16 protein-coding genes and 1 tRNA gene are annotated in these 15,647 nt (G+C 72.0%); 6 read left to right on the top strand and 11 right to left on the bottom strand.

Annotated features, from left to right (window positions below; genetic code table 11):
- Nucleotides 1–1,440 (bottom strand): hypothetical protein, encoded by a 1,440-nt coding sequence (locus tag OG254_RS15300; protein WP_405581892.1) that lies wholly within the window; start codon nucleotides 1,438–1,440, stop codon nucleotides 1–3.
- Between the two features lie 74 nt (nucleotides 1,441–1,514).
- Nucleotides 1,515–2,288: a DUF4097 family beta strand repeat-containing protein gene (locus tag OG254_RS15295; RefSeq protein WP_405581889.1), complete on the bottom strand. Its 774-nt coding sequence runs from the start codon at nucleotides 2,286–2,288 to the stop codon at nucleotides 1,515–1,517.
- Between the two features lie 205 nt (nucleotides 2,289–2,493).
- Between OG254_RS15295 and OG254_RS15290 the strand changes: the two genes are divergently transcribed.
- Nucleotides 2,494–2,565: transfer RNA gene (locus OG254_RS15290), tRNA-Val, on the top strand.
- Nucleotides 2,566–2,662: 97 nt separating this feature from the next.
- On the opposite strand, the gene OG254_RS15285 is transcribed toward OG254_RS15290, so the two are convergent.
- Both OG254_RS15285 and OG254_RS15280 read right to left on the bottom strand, forming a co-directional pair.
- Nucleotides 2,663–3,115, bottom strand: a complete 453-nt coding sequence (locus OG254_RS15285; protein WP_351187744.1) for a VOC family protein — start codon at nucleotides 3,113–3,115, stop codon at nucleotides 2,663–2,665.
- 113 nt (nucleotides 3,116–3,228) lie between these two features.
- Complete coding sequence (locus OG254_RS15280) at nucleotides 3,229–3,567, bottom strand: hypothetical protein (RefSeq protein WP_405581886.1); 339 nt, start codon at nucleotides 3,565–3,567, stop codon at nucleotides 3,229–3,231.
- Between the two features lie 156 nt (nucleotides 3,568–3,723).
- Between OG254_RS15280 and OG254_RS15275 the strand changes: the two genes are divergently transcribed.
- Nucleotides 3,724–4,680 (top strand): GlxA family transcriptional regulator, encoded by a 957-nt coding sequence (locus OG254_RS15275; RefSeq protein ID WP_405581884.1) that lies wholly within the window; start codon nucleotides 3,724–3,726, stop codon nucleotides 4,678–4,680.
- 97 nt (nucleotides 4,681–4,777) lie between these two features.
- Nucleotides 4,778–5,776 (top strand): type I glyceraldehyde-3-phosphate dehydrogenase, encoded by a 999-nt coding sequence (gap, locus tag OG254_RS15270; protein ID WP_351187738.1) that lies wholly within the window; start codon nucleotides 4,778–4,780, stop codon nucleotides 5,774–5,776.
- 41 nt (nucleotides 5,777–5,817) lie between these two features.
- Here the strand turns inward: gap and OG254_RS15265 are convergent, their stop codons facing one another.
- Nucleotides 5,818–6,258, bottom strand: coding sequence for a VOC family protein (locus tag OG254_RS15265; RefSeq protein ID WP_405581880.1), 441 nt, complete (start codon nucleotides 6,256–6,258; stop codon nucleotides 5,818–5,820).
- Between the two features lie 112 nt (nucleotides 6,259–6,370).
- A complete protein-coding gene (locus OG254_RS15260; RefSeq protein ID WP_405581877.1) occupies nucleotides 6,371–7,276 on the bottom strand; it encodes a ketopantoate reductase family protein in 906 nt (301 codons plus the stop codon).
- 94 nt (nucleotides 7,277–7,370) lie between these two features.
- Here OG254_RS15260 and OG254_RS15255 point away from each other — a divergent pair, with 94 nt between their 5' ends.
- Nucleotides 7,371–7,610, top strand: a complete 240-nt coding sequence (locus tag OG254_RS15255) for a DUF2277 domain-containing protein (protein ID WP_147996239.1) — start codon at nucleotides 7,371–7,373, stop codon at nucleotides 7,608–7,610.
- 113 nt (nucleotides 7,611–7,723) lie between these two features.
- On the opposite strand, the gene OG254_RS15250 is transcribed toward OG254_RS15255, so the two are convergent.
- The 5 genes from OG254_RS15250 to OG254_RS15230 all read right to left on the bottom strand — a co-directional run bounded on the left by OG254_RS15250 (nucleotide 7,724) and on the right by OG254_RS15230 (nucleotide 13,766).
- Nucleotides 7,724–8,329 carry a DedA family protein gene (locus tag OG254_RS15250; protein WP_405581874.1) on the bottom strand — a complete coding sequence of 202 codons (606 nt, stop codon included), beginning with the start codon at nucleotides 8,327–8,329 and terminating at the stop codon, nucleotides 7,724–7,726.
- A gap of 248 nt (nucleotides 8,330–8,577) precedes the next feature.
- Nucleotides 8,578–9,015 (bottom strand): DoxX family protein, encoded by a 438-nt coding sequence (locus OG254_RS15245; protein WP_405581871.1) that lies wholly within the window; start codon nucleotides 9,013–9,015, stop codon nucleotides 8,578–8,580.
- An 89-nt stretch (nucleotides 9,016–9,104) separates the two neighbouring features.
- Complete coding sequence (locus tag OG254_RS15240) at nucleotides 9,105–11,045, bottom strand: FAD/NAD(P)-binding protein (RefSeq protein ID WP_405581869.1); 1,941 nt, start codon at nucleotides 11,043–11,045, stop codon at nucleotides 9,105–9,107.
- Nucleotides 11,046–11,368: 323 nt separating this feature from the next.
- The gene (locus OG254_RS15235) at nucleotides 11,369–13,012 is read right to left on the bottom strand and encodes an alkaline phosphatase D family protein (protein WP_405581867.1); all 1,644 of its coding nucleotides are present in this window, start codon (nucleotides 13,010–13,012) and stop codon (nucleotides 11,369–11,371) included.
- A gap of 109 nt (nucleotides 13,013–13,121) precedes the next feature.
- Nucleotides 13,122–13,766: an HNH endonuclease family protein gene (locus OG254_RS15230; protein ID WP_405581864.1), complete on the bottom strand. Its 645-nt coding sequence runs from the start codon at nucleotides 13,764–13,766 to the stop codon at nucleotides 13,122–13,124.
- 411 nt (nucleotides 13,767–14,177) lie between these two features.
- Between OG254_RS15230 and OG254_RS15225 the strand changes: the two genes are divergently transcribed.
- Nucleotides 14,178–14,765, top strand: a complete 588-nt coding sequence (locus tag OG254_RS15225) for a TMEM165/GDT1 family protein (RefSeq protein WP_405581861.1) — start codon at nucleotides 14,178–14,180, stop codon at nucleotides 14,763–14,765.
- 192 nt (nucleotides 14,766–14,957) lie between these two features.
- Nucleotides 14,958–15,629: an HAD family hydrolase gene (locus tag OG254_RS15220; RefSeq protein ID WP_405581858.1), complete on the top strand. Its 672-nt coding sequence runs from the start codon at nucleotides 14,958–14,960 to the stop codon at nucleotides 15,627–15,629.
- The last annotated feature ends 18 nt before the right edge of the window (nucleotides 15,630–15,647 follow it).

The following is a 15,647-nucleotide window of genomic DNA, read 5'->3' as shown; positions in this document are numbered from 1 at the left end:
TCAGTGTGCGGCGCCGCGCTCCTCGCGGATCTGGGAGACCACCCCGGCCACGGACTGCCGGACGGCCTCCGTCTCGGTGAGGAAGTGCCAGTAGTCCGGGTGCCGGCCCTCCAGCGTGCCGATCGCCCGCTCCAGCCGGGCGACCGACTCGTCCAGCGGGCGCGCGTGCCGCGGGTCGGGTGTGTTGCGGCCCGCCATGGCCAGCCGCTGGGCGTCCCGGATCGCGAAGCGGGTCCGGTCGATCTCCTGCTGCGGGTCCTTCTGCACGGCGTTCAGCCGGCGCAGCCGGTCGCCGGCCGCCGACACCGACTCGTCCGTGGTGTTCAGCAGCGCCCGGACCGTGGACAGCAGCGCGGTGGCGTCCGGCCAGCGCTGCTCGTCGCGTGCGGTCTGGGCCTCCTTCAGCTTCAGCTCCGCCTGCCGGACATTCTCCCCGGCCAGGTCCGGGACGCCCTGGAGGTCCTGCCAGCAGGCGGCGGTGAACCGCCGCCGCAGCTCGCTGAGCACCGGCTCCACCTGCTCGGCGCGGGTGGTGAGCGCCTGTGCGCGGGTCCGCAGCGACACGAGCCGGTGGTCGATCTCGGCCGCCTTCTCCGGCAGCCGCTCCGCTTCCACCCGGACCGCTTCCGCCTCCCGCGCGACCCGCTCGGCGCGCTCCAGCGTGTGCGGGACGCCATGCTGCCCGGCGCCCTGGTTCAGCTTCGTCAGCTCCGGGGCGAGGGCCGCGAGCCGCGTCGCGAGGTCGTCGGCCTTCAGGCCCGATGTCCGCACCGCGTCCAGCGCGTTCGAAGCGGCGAGCAGGCCCTGCCGGGCGCGCTCCACGGCCGGGACGAGCCGGGCCAGCTGGGTCTCGGCCTTGCCGAGCAGCGGCCCGAGCCCGTCGGCGAACCGGTCCAGCTCGCGCTTGACGTTGTCGAGATCGTCCTTGGCCTTGGCCAGCTCCGTACGGGCGCGGACCGCGGTCGAGGCCTCCAGGTCGTCCCGGTCGAGGTCGTGGGCGTCCACCGCGTTGATGTACTGGTGGCTGGCCTCGTCGATCCGCCGGCCGAGCGCGTCGAAGTCGGTGATCGCCCGCCGGGCGGCCGGGGAGTCGTCCACGGCCGCGATCGTCTCGATCGAGATCCGCAGATCCCGCTGGGCGGTGTCCAGCTCGTAGAACGCGGCCGCCGCGGCGTCCTTCGCCGCCTGCGCCTCGGCCCGCTGGCTCTCCGACCGCCCGCCGAACCAGCGCCGGGTGCCGCCGCCGGCAAAGGAGGCGGGCAGCGTGAGGGCGACGACCAGGGGGAGGGCGACCAGCGCGAGGGTGTCGGCGAGCGAGTCACGCAGGGCCCGGCGCGAGCGCCCGGGGACCCGGGACACGGGCCTCGGGACGTCCCGCGCGAAGCGGCCCCGCCCACGTGGCTCTGACGGCGATTCCGGCTGTCGAGGTGTCGCCGTCACATCCCTCTCCCGTGCTGTCATTCACCCTGCCCGGTGTCATTCTCCCACCGGATTAGGACGAACACACGGGCCGGTTAGTTCGCGGTTCGGACCGTGACTTTTCCGTCGCCGGTGCGGGCGGAGACCACATGGGAGCTCTTGTCGTCCCGGGGCACGGACACATCCACCGATCCGTCGCCCGTCTCGGTCGTCACGCGGTACGTCGCCCGCGGCAGCTCGATCGTCACCGATCCGTCGCCGCTGCGGGTGTCCACCCGGTCCGGCACGGTGCCCAGTTCGAGTCGCACCGAGCCGTCCCCGGTCTGCGCCTTCACCTGCCGCGAGGTGACGTCCGCGACCCGCACGGATCCGTCACCCGTGCGCAGGTCCAGGGGACCGCTGGAGTCGGTGACATGGACGGACCCGTCCCCCGTGTGCACGCTCAGCGCGTCCTTGAACCCACGCGCCCGCACGCTGCCGTCCCCGTCCTCGACCTTCACGGTGACTCCGCGCGGCACCTCGATCCGGTGCTTGGCCGAGCAGTCGGCGATCATGCCCGAGCACTTCTCGCGCAGCACCAGCCGGTCGTCCTCCATCGACCAGGTCACCTTCGGATCCGACCCGATCGCGACGGACCCCTGGAACCACCGGGTGACCTCCACCGTGCCGGCCTTGTGCGAGTCGGCGGCGACGATCTCCAGCGCCGAGTCGTCCGAGTCGACGGTCAGCGTCCGGCCCTCCAGGGCGAACGAGCGGTGCTCGGGCTCCTTGTCGTCCGCGGCGGAGGCCCCACAGGCGGCGAGACCCGCGACGAGCGCCACGACCACCCCCGAAACGGCGACGGCGCGTGCGGGAACGGTACGGGCCATGACGATCTCCCCCTGAGACTTCCCCGGGCCGACCTCTTCGGCCCAGGACTGCGACGATGCCTCGACCGTACGGACCCCGGGCCGCATCCGGGATCCGGGCCGCTCCCGGATCCATGGTGGGGATAACCCCAGGACGTCCCTGACCTTCGCCGAAACAGGTTTGCGAGGCACGGCCTCCGGCAAGGTAGGCTGTCGACTCGTTCTCGGGTGCGTAGCTCAGGGGTAGAGCGCCTGCCTTACAAGCAGGATGTCGGCGGTTCGAAACCGTCCGCGCCCACAGGTATGGAGCCCCAGCTCGGCTAGGGTTTTTCGGCCCCTCGGAGTGATCTCCGGGGGGCCGTTCTCGTCACTCGCATCGCGGGCTTGATCACTGTCTAGCGTGTACCGGCGGGCGGGTCGGCGTATACGCCGTGCCGCATGCCGGTGGCCTGGCCGACTTCGATGAGATAGCCGTCCGGGTCGCGCAAGTAGCACCGCACCTCGGCCTTGCGGTCGATGGGTGGCGTGAGGAATTCGGCGCCCTTCGCGCTCCACTCCCGGTGACATGCCTCGATGTCGGCGACGCGGAGGTTGAGGAAGCTGCTGACCGTGGTCGGGTCGGTGGGCGGGCGCAGGGTGACGTCCGGCTTGTCCGGAGTGGGGCCGCCGCCCGGGTTCATGATGATCCATCCGTTGCCGAGCTTGATGGTGCAGGGGTTCTCCTCCAGCACCACTTCACCGCCGAGAACGTCGGTGTAGAAGGCGCGAGATCGGGCTACGTCGGCCACCGTCAGGAAGTGCGTGAGGACGAGCCCGGAATCCGGAGCGGGGAAGTCGTCGCGGGGCATGCAAGGCCTCCAGGTGAATCGGGCATTTCCATCCATAGTGGTGGATGGGTGTCCGGGGGCACGAATGAATACGGCCGGGAGGGGGCGGTCGTAGTTCAGGGGCCCCTCGGGTTTCAGGGCCCCTCGGGCGCCCCGTGGGCGTGCTTCAGCCTCGTGCGGGCGTCCACCCGGTCGGCCCCGGTCGTCGCCGACCAGAAGCGGTGGCCGCTGACGAACACCGCGAGTTCGTGCTCGCGCCGACGGAGCTTTTCCACCTTGGCCTGGTCGTCCTCCGTCCAACCGGGGGAGGCGGGGCGCTCGACCTTGCGCCAGCCGTTGTCGTCGCTGAATCCGTCCAGGGGCACGACCGACCAGGGAAGCCGCTTCAGCAGGGCCGACAGCTCGGCCCGGACCTGATGCAGCTCCTCCTGACCGGCGAGAAGGTCACTCGGAAAGTCATAGGGCGTAGCCACGCCGCAATGCTACGCCTGTTCGATTTTGGGTGGCGAGCGCCTTTGGGCGGTTCATGCGAACGGGTGTGACTGAGCGCTTCGTTGGCCGCTGCGCGCCCACAGGGGCCGGCGTCGTGGCTGGGCGGCTCGAAGTCACGCCCCACGTAATCTCTTCCTGTGCCCGCACCCCGCCTGCATCGCGTCGCCGTCCTCGTGCTGGAGGGTGCGAAGCCGCTCGATGTCGGCATCCCCGCGCAGGTCTTCACGACCCGCGCGAGCATGCCGTACGAGGTGCGGGTGTGTGGGGCGGCACCCGGTCTCGTGGCCGGCGGCGACGGACTCGCGTACTACGTCGCCCACGGCCTCGACGCGCTCGCGTGGGCCGACATCGTCTTCGTCCCCGGCTACCGGCACCCGGACCGCGACGACCCGCCGCAGGTCGTCGTCGAGGCACTGATCGCCGCCCACGACCGGGGCGCGCGGCTCGCCGCCATCTCGACGGGCGCCTTCGCGCTCGCCGCCACGGGCCTGCTCGACGGCAGGCGCGCCACGACGCACTGGCACTACACGCGGGCACTCGTGGCGAGGCATCCGCTCGTCCAGGTCGACGAGAACGTGCTGTTCGTCGACGAGGGCAGTGTCCTCACCTCGGCCGGCGCCGCCTCCGGCATCGACCTGTGCCTGCACATCCTGCGCGGCGACCTCGGAGTGGCCGCGTCCAACCACGCGGCCCGGCGTCTGGTCGCCGCCCCCTACCGCAGCGGCGGCCAGGCCCAGTACGTGCCGCGCAGCGTCCCCGAGCCGCTCGGCGAGCGGTTCGCCGCCACCCGGGAGTGGGCGCTGCACCGGCTCGGCGAGCCCCTCACCCTCGACACACTGGCGCGGCAGGCAGGGGTCTCGCCGCGCACGTTCTCCCGGCGCTTCGTCGAGGAGACCGGCTACACGCCGATGCAGTGGGTGATGCGCGCCCGCATCGACCTGGCCCGCGAACTCCTCGAACGCTCGCAGCGCAGCGTCGAACAGATCGCCGCAGACGTCGGGCTCGGCACCGGCACGAACCTGCGCCTGCACTTCCAGCGCATCCTCGGCACCACACCGAGCGAGTACCGGCGCACCTTCACCCGGGGCGAGTAGCCCGGGTGGCGGGATCCTTTTGAACCATGGCGATCCCGCCACTGTCAGCGGCGCGAGCCCCGGGCGACCCTGGTGGCGAAGGGAAGGGACATCACTTATGACTCGCATCGCCATCAACGGATTCGGCCGCATCGGACGCAATGTGCTGCGCGCACTGCTGGAGCGCGACAGCGCCCTGGAGATCGTCGCCGTCAATGACCTCACCGAACCCGCCACTCTCGCTCGGCTGCTCGCCTACGACAGCACGGCCGGCCGGCTCGGGCGCCCGGTGACCGCCGACGGGGACGCCCTCGTCGTCGACGGCCGTCGGATCAGGGTGCTGGCCGAGCGCGAGCCGGCGCAGCTGCCGTGGGCCGAACTCGGCGTCGACATCGTCCTGGAGGCCACCGGCCGCTTCACCTCGGCCAAGGCCGCCCGCGCCCACCTCGACGCGGGCGCGAAGAAGGTGCTCGTCAGCGCGCCGTCGGACGGCGCCGACGTCACGCTCGCGTTCGGGGTCAACACCGACGCGTACGACCCGGCCGTGCACACGATCGTCTCGAACGCCTCCTGCACCACCAACGCGCTCGCCCCGTTGGCCGCGGTCCTCGACGAACTCGCCGGTATCGAGCACGGGTTCATGACGACGGTGCACGCCTACACGCAGGAGCAGAACCTGCAGGACGGTCCGCACCGCGACCCCCGTCGCGCCCGTGCCGCCGGTGTCAACATCGTGCCGACCACGACCGGCGCCGCCAAGGCGATCGGCCTGGTGCTGCCGAACCTCGAAGGCAAGCTGTCGGGCGACTCGATCCGCGTGCCGGTGCCGGTGGGCTCGATCGTCGAACTCAACACGACCGTCGCCCGCGACGTGACGCGCGACGACGTGCTGGCGGCGTACCGCGCCGCGGCCGAGGGGCCGCTCGCCGGGGTCCTCGAGTACTCCGACGACGCGCTCGTCTCCTCCGACATCGTGGGCAATCCCGCCTCGTCGATCTTCGACTCGGCCCTGACCCGCGTCGACGGCCGCCACGTCAAGGTGGTCGCCTGGTACGACAACGAGTGGGGCTTCTCGAACCGCGTGATCGACACGCTCGAACTCCTCGCCGGCAGCTGACCGGACGCCGGGGCGGTACCCCGCTCCGGCGACCGCGCCGGTCAGCCCAGCTGCTCGGCCAGTCCGACGATGATGCCCTCGGGGCCGCGGACGTAGCAGAGCCGGTAGACGTCCTCGTACTGCGCCAGCTCGCCGACGAGTTCGGCGCCGTGGGTGCGCAGGCGGGCGATGACGTCCTCGATGTCGTCGACGGCGAACATGATGCGACGCATGCCCAGCGTGTTCGCCGGCGCGTCCTTCGGCTCGGGGCTGATCGCCTTCGGCTGGTGGAACATCGCGAGCTCGATGCGGCCGTGGCCGTCCGGGGTCCGCAGCATGGCGATCTCCTGCCGGACGCCGTGGAGCCCGATCACGCGCTCCACCCAAGGCCCCTCGGCCGGCCCTCTGCCCTCCAGCTCCATGCCGAGTTCGACGAAGAACGAGACGACGGCGTCAAGGTCGTCGACGACGATGAGGACGTTGTCCATCCGCCGGATCGTCATGCTGGGCCTCCTCGATGTGGTGCGGCCACGGTGGCTGTATCCGCCCCTGGGACGGAGCCACCGGGCCGTTCTCGACATCGCCCGCTGAGCCGAAGAGCCCCCGGCTCCGGCCTCAGTGACCCGCGTCCCGCAACTCGCCGACCAGGCGGGTCGTCACCGGCACCGGCACCCCGTGCCGCTCCGCCGCCCGCAGCAACGCGCCGCCGATGGCGTCCAGTTCGAGGGGGCGGCCCGCTTCGGCGTCCCGCTGCATCGACGACTTCGTGGTCGACGGGAAGGCGTCGTAGCGGGCGAGGGCCTGGGCCGGGTCGGAGGGGCCGCCGCAGGCGCCGCTGACGGCTGTGGCCTCGTCGACGAGGGACAGCAACTCCTCGCGGTGGTGGGTGCGTACGTCGCCGACCGGGAGGGCGTAGCGGGTGGTGAGCAGGGCGAAGGGCGCCAGCAGGGACATCTTCGCCCAGAGCGTCGCCGCCTCGTCGGCGTGAACCCTGGTCGTGGGGCCGGCCGCGCCGAGTATCTGTGCCAGGGCGGCCAGGCGGTCGTCGGGGACCGGGTCACCGGTGAGGTCGATCTCGGCGAAGGGCGTGCCGTGCTCGATCTCCCCCGGGGCGACCCGGGTCGACTCGGCGCGGATGGCGGCGGGGGCCACCCGGTCCGGGCGGTACCGGGTGCGCAGCAGCTCGGGGTGTTCCACACCGTTCAGGAACGGTACGACCAGCCCGTCACCCAGCGTGGCGGGCGGAACGCGGGTCAGGGCCGCGTCGAGGGCGGTGGCCTTGACCGCGATCAGACAGGCGTCGACCGGTTCGCGGAGCTCGGTGTCGGCCTCCACCGGGGCCGTGAAGTCCCCGAACAGGCCGCTGCGGACCTGGATTCCCTTCGTGCGCAGGGTCTTCGCGGTCTCGTCGCCGGCCAGGCAGATGACGCGGTGGCCGGACCTGGACAGCAGCGCGGCGAGCAGGCCGCCGATGCCGCCGGGGCCCAGGACCGCCACGGTGAGTCCGTCGTTCGCCGTCATACGCATCCTCTCGTCGGTCGGCCCCGCCCTCAGCGGTGGCCGCCACGGACCCGATCATGGCAGACCGGCACCGACCCGAGGGAGACTGGTCGACATGTGCCGCAGCATCAAGACACTCCGTCCGCCCGTGTTGCCCGAGGAGGCGACGGAGGAAGAGATCCGGGCCGCCGCCCTCCAGTACGTGCGCAAGGTCTCCGGCTTCCGGGCCCCGGCCGCGCACAACCAGGAGGTCTTCGACCGGGCCGTGGACGCCATCGCCGAGGCCACGGCCGAACTGCTCGACGGACTGGAGGTGCGAGGAGCCCCCGCGACGGCGCGCAGGGCCGCCGGATAGCGCCGGCCCACCGGCCGTCGTGGTCGCGGGCGGCGGGCGTACGCCCTTCGCCCACTCGACGCCTATGCCTATGCCTATGCGGGGCTTCCTAGGCCTGCGCGGGCTTCCTACGCCTAGGCCTGCGCGGGCTTGCGCCGCACCAGGTACGTCGCCACCGCCCCCGCCGCGAACAGCGCCGCCACCGACACCGCGGTGGCCATCCATGTCGGCCCCAGCCACTGGGCGCCGAAATAGCCCAGGGCCACGCTGTAGACGGCCCAGGCGAGGCCCGCCAGGGCGGACCAGGGCAGGAAGTCGCGGGCGCTGCGATGCGTGGCGCCGGCGCTGAAGGAGACCACCGAGCGGCCCGCGGGAGCGAACCGGGCCAGCACCACCAGGGCGCCGCCGCCCCGTGCCAGGGCCGTGCCGAGACGTTCCTGCGCCGATGTCAGGCGGCGGGAGCTGGCGATCGCGCGGTCCAGTCGGGCGCCACCGCGCCAGGCGAGGCGGTAGGCCACCAGGTCGCCGAGGACGGAGGCCGTCGCGGCGCAGAGCGTCAGGGCCAGGATGTCCGGGACCTCGCCGGGGACCTGACCGGTCGCGGCACCCGATCCCGCGGCGGCGGCAGTGGCCGCCGTGATCACCAGAACGCCGCTGGGCAGGACCGGCAGGAACACGTCCAGCAGCACCGACAGCGCGACCACCACATAGATCCATGGGCCCGCTGTCAGCGATCCCACGTCCTCGATCCCCTCGAACACCACAACTCCCCGTTTACCCCCGTGGCCGGACCCGTGCCGCGACGTCGTGGGGGTGCGGCAGGGGCGGCCTATGACAGCCATACAGCGTACGCCGGGGGTGTGACAGCAGGTTCATGGGGGGCTCGTGTCATCGGCACAACATGTTCACCCAGCTGCCGCCGGGCACAGACGAACGGCGCCCGTACCCGCGTGGGACTCGCGGGTACGGGCGCCGTCGTGCCGGACCGTCAGGCCGCGACCGGCGTCTGGTCGGCCGCCGCCCTGTCCTGCGACCCGGAGCGCTTGGCGAACAGCCGGTCCAGGCCGAACGCGCCGGAGCCGGTGAAGACCAGCAGGAACATCGCCCAGCAGTACATGGCGGCGCCTTCGCCGCTGTTCTCGATCGGGAACAGCGCCTGCGGCTGGTGCACCTTGAAGTACGCGTACGCCATGGCGCCGGAGGATATGAACGCCGCGGCGCGGGTGCCGAGGCCGAGCAGGACCAGGCTGCCGCCGACGAGTTCGATCACCGCGGCGTACCAGCTGGGCCAGGTGCCGGCGTCCGGGGTCTCGCCGCCGAACGTGCCGAAGAGCGAATTGGCGCCGTGGCAGGCGAAGAGCAGGCCGACGACGATGCGGAACAGGCCGATGGCATACGGCTGGGCGCTGTTGAGGCGTCCGGTCATGTGGGGGGCTCCCTCGGTCTGGAGCGGCCGGTGCCGGTGAGCATCGGCCTGGGGACGGAAAGTGAACGGTCGCCCCACGTTAGGCTGGGCTAATCAATGCTTGCAAGTTCAACATTTGGCCACACTGGCGTCCCGGCATCCCCTTCCGTCCCGGGAACAACGGCACGTAGTGCCGCCCTGGCCACCGCGTCCGCGTCCGCGAGAGTGACCGAATCCACACCCGGCCGCGCCCCCGCCGCCGTCACCCAGTGCACCCCCTCCGTGGGCACCCCGAACGCGAACCTCCGTGCGTGCGCCTGCCCCTGGCGGTCGATCAGCCGGTACGGACGCGGTGTCACGTCCAGCCCCCCGGTCTCGTAGCCGTCGACGGTGTGCGGCCGGCACTGTCCCGTCTTCAGCAGCCTGGCCAGCAGTTCGTCCGCCGTGCGGCGCAAGTCGGGTTCCGGCAGCCGCGCTTCGACCAGAGTCGTCGCCCGGATCACCGAGCCCGGCACCTCGGGGGAGTGCGCCACCCACGCATCCGCCTCCTCCCGCACATCGAGGCGCGGCCCGAGCACCTCCACCACGCCCGCCTCCATCAGGGCCACCAGCTCCTCGACGCGCCGCCGGGGCGGGCCGATGGACAGGAAGGCGTTCAGCGGGGTGTACCAGCGGTCCAGATGGTCCCGGCGGGAGGTGCCGGCGAGGCCGCCGTGGTCGACGATCAGGCGCAGTTCGTTGCGCAGGTCCCGCAGGACGTCGAGGGCCGACTTCAGCGGGCCGTGCACATTGCCCCGGGCGGCCTGGGCGGCGTCCTCGCGCAGATACGCCAGCAGCCACGCGCGCCAGCGCCCGGGATCGGGGAAGTCGCACTCGGCGTACGGCCGTGAGACCCGGTCCCAGCTCCAGCGCCCCCGCTCCGGGATCCCGAACTCGTCCAGCAGGCAAGCCTCTTGGGGGTCGCCGTGCGGCACGGCCAGGAAGCGCTCGGTGAAGCCGGCCCGCCCGGTCGCCGGTATCAGGGCCGCGTAGTACACGGTCTCCACCTCCTTCGCGACCAACGGCCATATCTCCGCGAGGAAGTCCGGAGCCTCGCCCGAGTCCGCGCGCTTGCGGAAGCCGGCGATCACCTCCGGCGTCAGGACGAGCGGGAGATGGCGGCCGTACGGCCCCTTCGCGTTGTCGCCGCGCGCCTGGTACGGGATGCCGCGCCGCGAACCGGCGTACAGGCGCGGCTCGTTGCCGCAGGGGAGGTAGCGCAGACCCTCGGCGTCCCGTACGAAACGGCCGCCGCGGCCCGTCGTGAACAGGGCCATGTGGTCGAAGAAGTTGAGGCCCAGGCCGCGCAGCAGCACCGGCTCGCCCGGGGCTATGGCCGACAGGTCCACGTCGGCCGGGTTGGCGGGTGCCACGTACCGCAGGCCGTGCCGCTCGGCGTGGGCGACGAGGTGACGCTGGGCGGTGTCGACGGCCGCCGGCAGATGGCCCTGTGCCAGCACCACGGCGGACAGGCCGGGCAGGACGCGGCCGTCGTCGAGGGTGAGGACCTGGCAGCCGTCGGGCGCGTCGTCGAGCCGCACCGCGCGGGCCGCGTACGTCTGCACGCGCACGGTGGGCGGCGCCTCGCGCACGACCTTCGCGAACACCCACTCCAGGTAACGGCCGTACTGGGCACGGGTCGGGTACTCGTCCGGGCCCAGCTCGCCGGCCGCCCAGTCGTGGAGGCTGGGGCCGGGCCGGATCGGGCCCGAGCAGTCGACGCTCTCGTCGGTGAAGAGGGTGACCTGCGAGGAGACCGTGTTCATCAGCAGCTCGGGCGACTGCGCGGTCCGCCACACCCGGCCCGGGCCCGGCGGTGCGGGGTCGATCACATGGACCGTGAGAAGCGCGCCGGGCGGGAGGAGGTCGGGAGCGCAGGCGCAGAGGCGCTCCAGGACGCTGGTGCCGCGGGGTCCGGCGCCGACCAGGGCGACGGAGACCCTGGAGGAGACCGGGGTCGGTGCGGGGGTCGGTGCGGTCAAAGGGGTGACTCCCGGGCGTGTGGGGCGCATTGGAGCGAATCGTCCGAGCGGAAGCGGACGGTCCGGCTCATCATGCCGTCGGGAGCGGGGCAGGCCGAGACCCGGGGGGAGCGAGTGTGGGATGCATCACGAGCATCACATGCCACGGTGGTCGCAAGCGGTCGGAATGTGCCGAATACGGGGCGAGTTCGGGGACTTCGGGTCAGTAGCCGGCTGCGGGCCGGTGGGGGCTGGTCGCGCAGTTCCCCGCGCCCCTGGGTGGGCTCTGCCGCAGCCAACCTCAAAGGGGCGCGGGGAACTGCGCGACCAGCCCTACACAACCCGCAGTCGCCAACGAACCGAACGCGGCACCCTCACGGCGTGAGTTCCGCTTCCGTCACCGTCCGCAGCCGCGCAGGGCCTCCGCGTCCCTCCTGTGCCTGTTCCAGCCGCAGCCGCGCCTCGCGGCCCCGCAGGGTCAGGGTCATGAGCTGGTTGCCGAACCACGGTCCGCCCGTCCGGCGCCAGTCGATCGGCGGCTTCGGGCAGCCCCCGTGCCCCGCGAACCGCCGCCCGAGCACCCGGGCGAGCGCGCTCCAGCCGAAGCGGAAGCCGAGCCGGACCGCCATGTGGATGGCGTTGTGGACGGGCGAACAGGTCAGCTGGAAGACCCGGGCGGTGTCGGGCCCCTCGCCGTCCGGCCAGGTCGGCTCGGCGACGTACGCGTGATGCACGTCCCCCGACAGCACGCACACCGTCGCCGGCGCCCCCGCTCCCGACCCCGCCTCGGCGATCAGCCCGGCCAGCGCGTCGAAGGACCCCGGGAACGCCGCCCAGTGCTCCAGGTCGGCCCGCTGCCGCAGATCCTCGCCGAACCGCGCCCAGCGCTCACCGCGCTCGCCCCGGCACAGCGCGGCGTTCCACGCCTCGGCGTCGTGCACCAGGTGCGGCAGCAGCCAGGGCAGGGACGTACCGATCAGGAGGTGGTCGCAGGAGCCGGGGGCGTCGAGCGCCTGCTCGCGCAGCCACTGTGCCTCGCCGGGGTTGAGCATGGAGCGCGCTTTCTCGTCGAGGACCCGGGCCGCCCGGGTGTCCACCATCAGCAGCCGTACCCGCCCGAAGTCGCGCCGGTAGCTCCAGCGGACCGAGGCCGGGTCGGCGTCCGCCTTGGACGCGAAGGAGCGCAACTCGTCGGTGCCGTCCGGGGTTTCGCGTACGGCGGCGTAGAGCGGGTCGGCGGCCAGCTCGGCCGGGGACAGGTTCCCCAGGTGCTGGTGGACCCAGTACGACATCAGCCCGCTCAGCAGGCGCTCGCGCCACCACGGGGTGGCCCGCATGTCGGCGAGCCAGGCGGCGGAGGTGTTCCAGTCGTCGATGACGTCATGGTCGTCGAAGATCATGCAGCTGGGCACGGTGGACAGCAGCCAGCGCACCTCGGGGTCGAGCCAGGACTCGTAATAGAGGCGGGTGTACTCCTCGTAGTCCGCGACCTCGTTGCCCGGCGGCTCGCTCAGATCGCGTCGGGCGGCCAGCCAGCGCCTGGTCGCGTTGGAGGTCTCATCCGCGTACACCTGGTCGCCCAGCAGCACCAGCACGTCCGGCCGCTCGGCGCCGGGGTCGGCCGCGATCCGGGCGGCGAGGGTGTCGAGCGCGTCGGGCCCCACCGGGTCCTTCTCGTCGGCGGGCGGCGCGGCCCAGCGGCAGGAGCCGAAGGCGAGCCGGACGGGGTCGCTCTCGGCCGGGGTGCGGATGACGGAGGGCGGGAAGGGGGAGCCGGGAAGCGGCCACACGCCCACGCCGTCGAGAAGGACCTCGTACGGCGTCGTCGTCCCCGGCGTGAGACCGGTCACCGGCACCAGGGCGTAGTGATGGCCGGCGATCTGGAAGGTACGGGCCTCGCCGCCGAGCCCGTCCGCCCCGCGCACCTGGACGGCGCACGGGCGGCTCGCCTCGACCCACACGGTCGCGGCCGAGTCGTCGACGTACCTCAGCAGTGGCCCCAGGCGCAGTTCCGCCACGTCATCGCCCTCCTCCGTCGCCCCGTACGGTACGGAACGACGGAGGGGAACGGCGAGGTTCCGCAGATCACGGTTTGCCGAACTCCGGCGGTACCGCGTCAGGCGGCTGTCAGCAGCTCGCGAGGTAGTTCGTGAGGGCGGACTTCTCGGCCGAGTCGACCGAGAGGCCGTAGTAGTACTTCACCTGCACCCAGGCGCGGACGTAGGTGCAGCGGTAGGCCGTGCGCGACGGCATCCAGGTGGCCGGGTCCTGGTCGCCCTTGGCCTGGTTCACGTTGTCCGTGACGGCGATGAGCTGCGGGCGGGTCAGGTCGTTGGCGAAGGACTGGCGCCGCGAGGTCGTCCAGCTGTCGGCTCCGGAGTCCCAGGCCTCGGCCAGCGGGACGAGGTGGTCGATGTCGACGTCGGAGGCGGCGGTCCAGGTGGCGCCCTCGTAGACGGAGTACCAGCTGCCGCTGACGGCGGCGCAGGCGGAGTCCTGGACGACGTTCGTGCCGTCGCGCTTGAGGACGACCTCGCGGGTGTTGCAGGAGCCGGACTGGGTGATCCAGTGCGGGAAGAGGTCGCGGTCGTAGCCGGTGCGGTCCTCGGTGGCCACGGTGAGCTGGGCGAGGTAGCTACGGGCGGTGGCGCCGCTGACGGGGGTGGGGAGCGCGGCGGAGGCGGTCGGAGCGTTGAAAAGCGCGACAGAGGCTATGAGACCGCTGAGGGCCGCGAGTATGCTGACCCGTCGACGCGCGTAGAACTTCGACATGCTAACTCCCTTGAGGAGTGGGGGTGTTGGCGAGCGAGCTAAGGAATGCTCGCGGCGCCGCATTGCCGGGAGGTGTGCGTGCGGTAAGAAACTAGTGACGCGTTCATGACACGACAAGGTTGAGGGTGTGACTTTCTTCCTGTGAATCGGTCGATGGCTCGTTCGACTCCGTCGCGTACGATGGACGGCGCAGAAGGGGAGTAGCTCTTCGCCGGACCGTCGACATACTGCTCAGCTCGTCTGAGCCGGCGCCCGGAGGCGGACCTCGTATCCGAGGTCGGCCAGCGAGACCTTCGGCAAGCAGTGCACGCCCGTGCCGTATGGCACGGGTGCCGAGTGTGCTGCCGTGCCGAGGTGTCGTAGCGCAGTGACATCGCTCTCGGTGGGGCAGCCCCGACCGATTGAGGAACCTTGATCAGCTTCACCGTGACGGCGGTCGTCTTCGGCGTCGTCTTCCTCGCCGAACTGCCCGACAAGACCGCGCTCGCCGGGCTCGTCCTCGGTACGCGCTATCGCGCCTCGTACGTCTTCGCCGGTGTCGCCGCCGCGTTCGCGGTGCATGTGGCGCTGGCCGTGGCGGCCGGAAGTGTGCTGACGCTGCTGCCGCAGCAGATCGTGCACGCGCTCACCGGTGTGCTCTTCCTGGGCGGCGCGGCTGTGCTGCTCATGACGAAGGGCGGGGCCGACGATGGCGACGAGGTCCGCAAGCCGGAGAACCAGTCCTTCTGGAAGGTGTCCGGGGCCGGGTTCATGCTCATCCTGGTCGCCGAGTTCGGTGATCTGACCCAGATCATGACGGCGAACCTCGCGGCGCGCTACGACGATCCGCTGTCGGTCGGCATCGGTGCGGTGCTGGCGCTGTGGGCCGTGGCGGGGCTCGGCATCGTCGGCGGGAAGGCGCTGATGCGGCGCGTGCCGCTGAAGCTGATCACCAAGGTGGCCGCGCTGCTGATGCTGGCCCTGGGCCTGTGGAGCCTGTGGGAGGCGATCGTCGGCTGAGCCTCGCGCCCGGCCCGGTGCGAGCTGAACGGTCGGTGAACGGTTCCCGCAGGCGGTGGCGCGATCGGGGTTCTGTTTTGTACCGTGGAGGAACAAAGTGGTTCCCGCCTGTTTTCCCTGACCGGCGGGCGGGGCCACCTTGTTCCACCGGGGGCCACCTGTACCCCCGTGCCCCTCGCCTTGGAGCTGCCGATGACGGCCACCACCGTGCCCACCGTGCTCACCGCCCGTGCCCTCCTGCTCGACATGGACGGCACCCTCGTCAACTCGGACGCCGTCGTCGAGCGGATCTGGCGTCGCTGGGCCGAGCGGCACGGGCTGGACGGGGACGAGGTGATGAAGGTCGTGCACGGACGCCAGGGGTACGCCTCGATGGCGCTGCTGCTGCCCGACCGGCCGATGGAGCAGAACTACGCGGACAACGCGCGCATGCTCGCCGAGGAGACGGCGGACGTGGACGGCGTCGTGCCGATTCCCGGGGCGTCGGAATTCCTGGCTTCCCTGCAGGGACTGCCGCACGCGCTGGTGACGTCGGCCGATGTCCCGCTGTCCACGGCACGGATGGCTGCCGCCGGGCTGGAGCAGCCGGGAGTGCGGGTCACCGCGGAGTCGGTGGGCGCCAGCAAGCCGGACCCCGAGGGTTTCCTGAAGGGGGCCGCCGAGCTGGGCGTCGCGCCCGCGGACTGCGTGGTGTTCGAGGACTCCGCGGCCGGTATCGAGGCGGGGCGCTCCGCGGGGATGCGGGTTGTGGGGGTCGGGGCGCGGGCCGGTTTTCACGGGCCGGATGTGCTGGTGACGGATTTGCGGCAGGTGCGGGTCGAGGCCGCGGCGGGTGGCGGGATCCGGTTGGTCATCGCCCAATAGCTCGGGACTGACGGTTCG

This window comes from Streptomyces sp. NBC_01092 (assembly GCF_045039535.1).
Classification (GTDB): domain Bacteria; phylum Actinomycetota; class Actinomycetes; order Streptomycetales; family Streptomycetaceae; genus Streptomyces.
The sequence above is the reverse complement of the archived record's forward strand: the minus strand, read 5'-3'. Positions and strand labels throughout refer to the sequence as shown.

Coding starts and splice junctions, on each gene's coding strand:
- OG254_RS15220 (WP_405581858.1), top strand. CDS start 14,958: ATGACGGCCACCACCGTGCCCACCGTGCTCACCGCCCGTGCCCTCCTG.
- OG254_RS15255 (WP_147996239.1), top strand. CDS start 7,371: ATGTGCCGCAGCATCAAGACACTCCGTCCGCCCGTGTTGCCCGAGGAG.
- OG254_RS15230 (WP_405581864.1), bottom strand. CDS start 13,766: ATGTCGAAGTTCTACGCGCGTCGACGGGTCAGCATACTCGCGGCCCTC.
- OG254_RS15260 (WP_405581877.1), bottom strand. CDS start 7,276: ATGACGGCGAACGACGGACTCACCGTGGCGGTCCTGGGCCCCGGCGGC.
- OG254_RS15295 (WP_405581889.1), bottom strand. CDS start 2,288: ATGGCCCGTACCGTTCCCGCACGCGCCGTCGCCGTTTCGGGGGTGGTC.
- gap (WP_351187738.1), top strand. CDS start 4,778: ATGACTCGCATCGCCATCAACGGATTCGGCCGCATCGGACGCAATGTG.
- OG254_RS15240 (WP_405581869.1), bottom strand. CDS start 11,045: ATGCGCCCCACACGCCCGGGAGTCACCCCTTTGACCGCACCGACCCCC.
- OG254_RS15285 (WP_351187744.1), bottom strand. CDS start 3,115: ATGCCCCGCGACGACTTCCCCGCTCCGGATTCCGGGCTCGTCCTCACG.
- OG254_RS15245 (WP_405581871.1), bottom strand. CDS start 9,015: ATGACCGGACGCCTCAACAGCGCCCAGCCGTATGCCATCGGCCTGTTC.
- OG254_RS15265 (WP_405581880.1), bottom strand. CDS start 6,258: ATGACGATCCGGCGGATGGACAACGTCCTCATCGTCGTCGACGACCTT.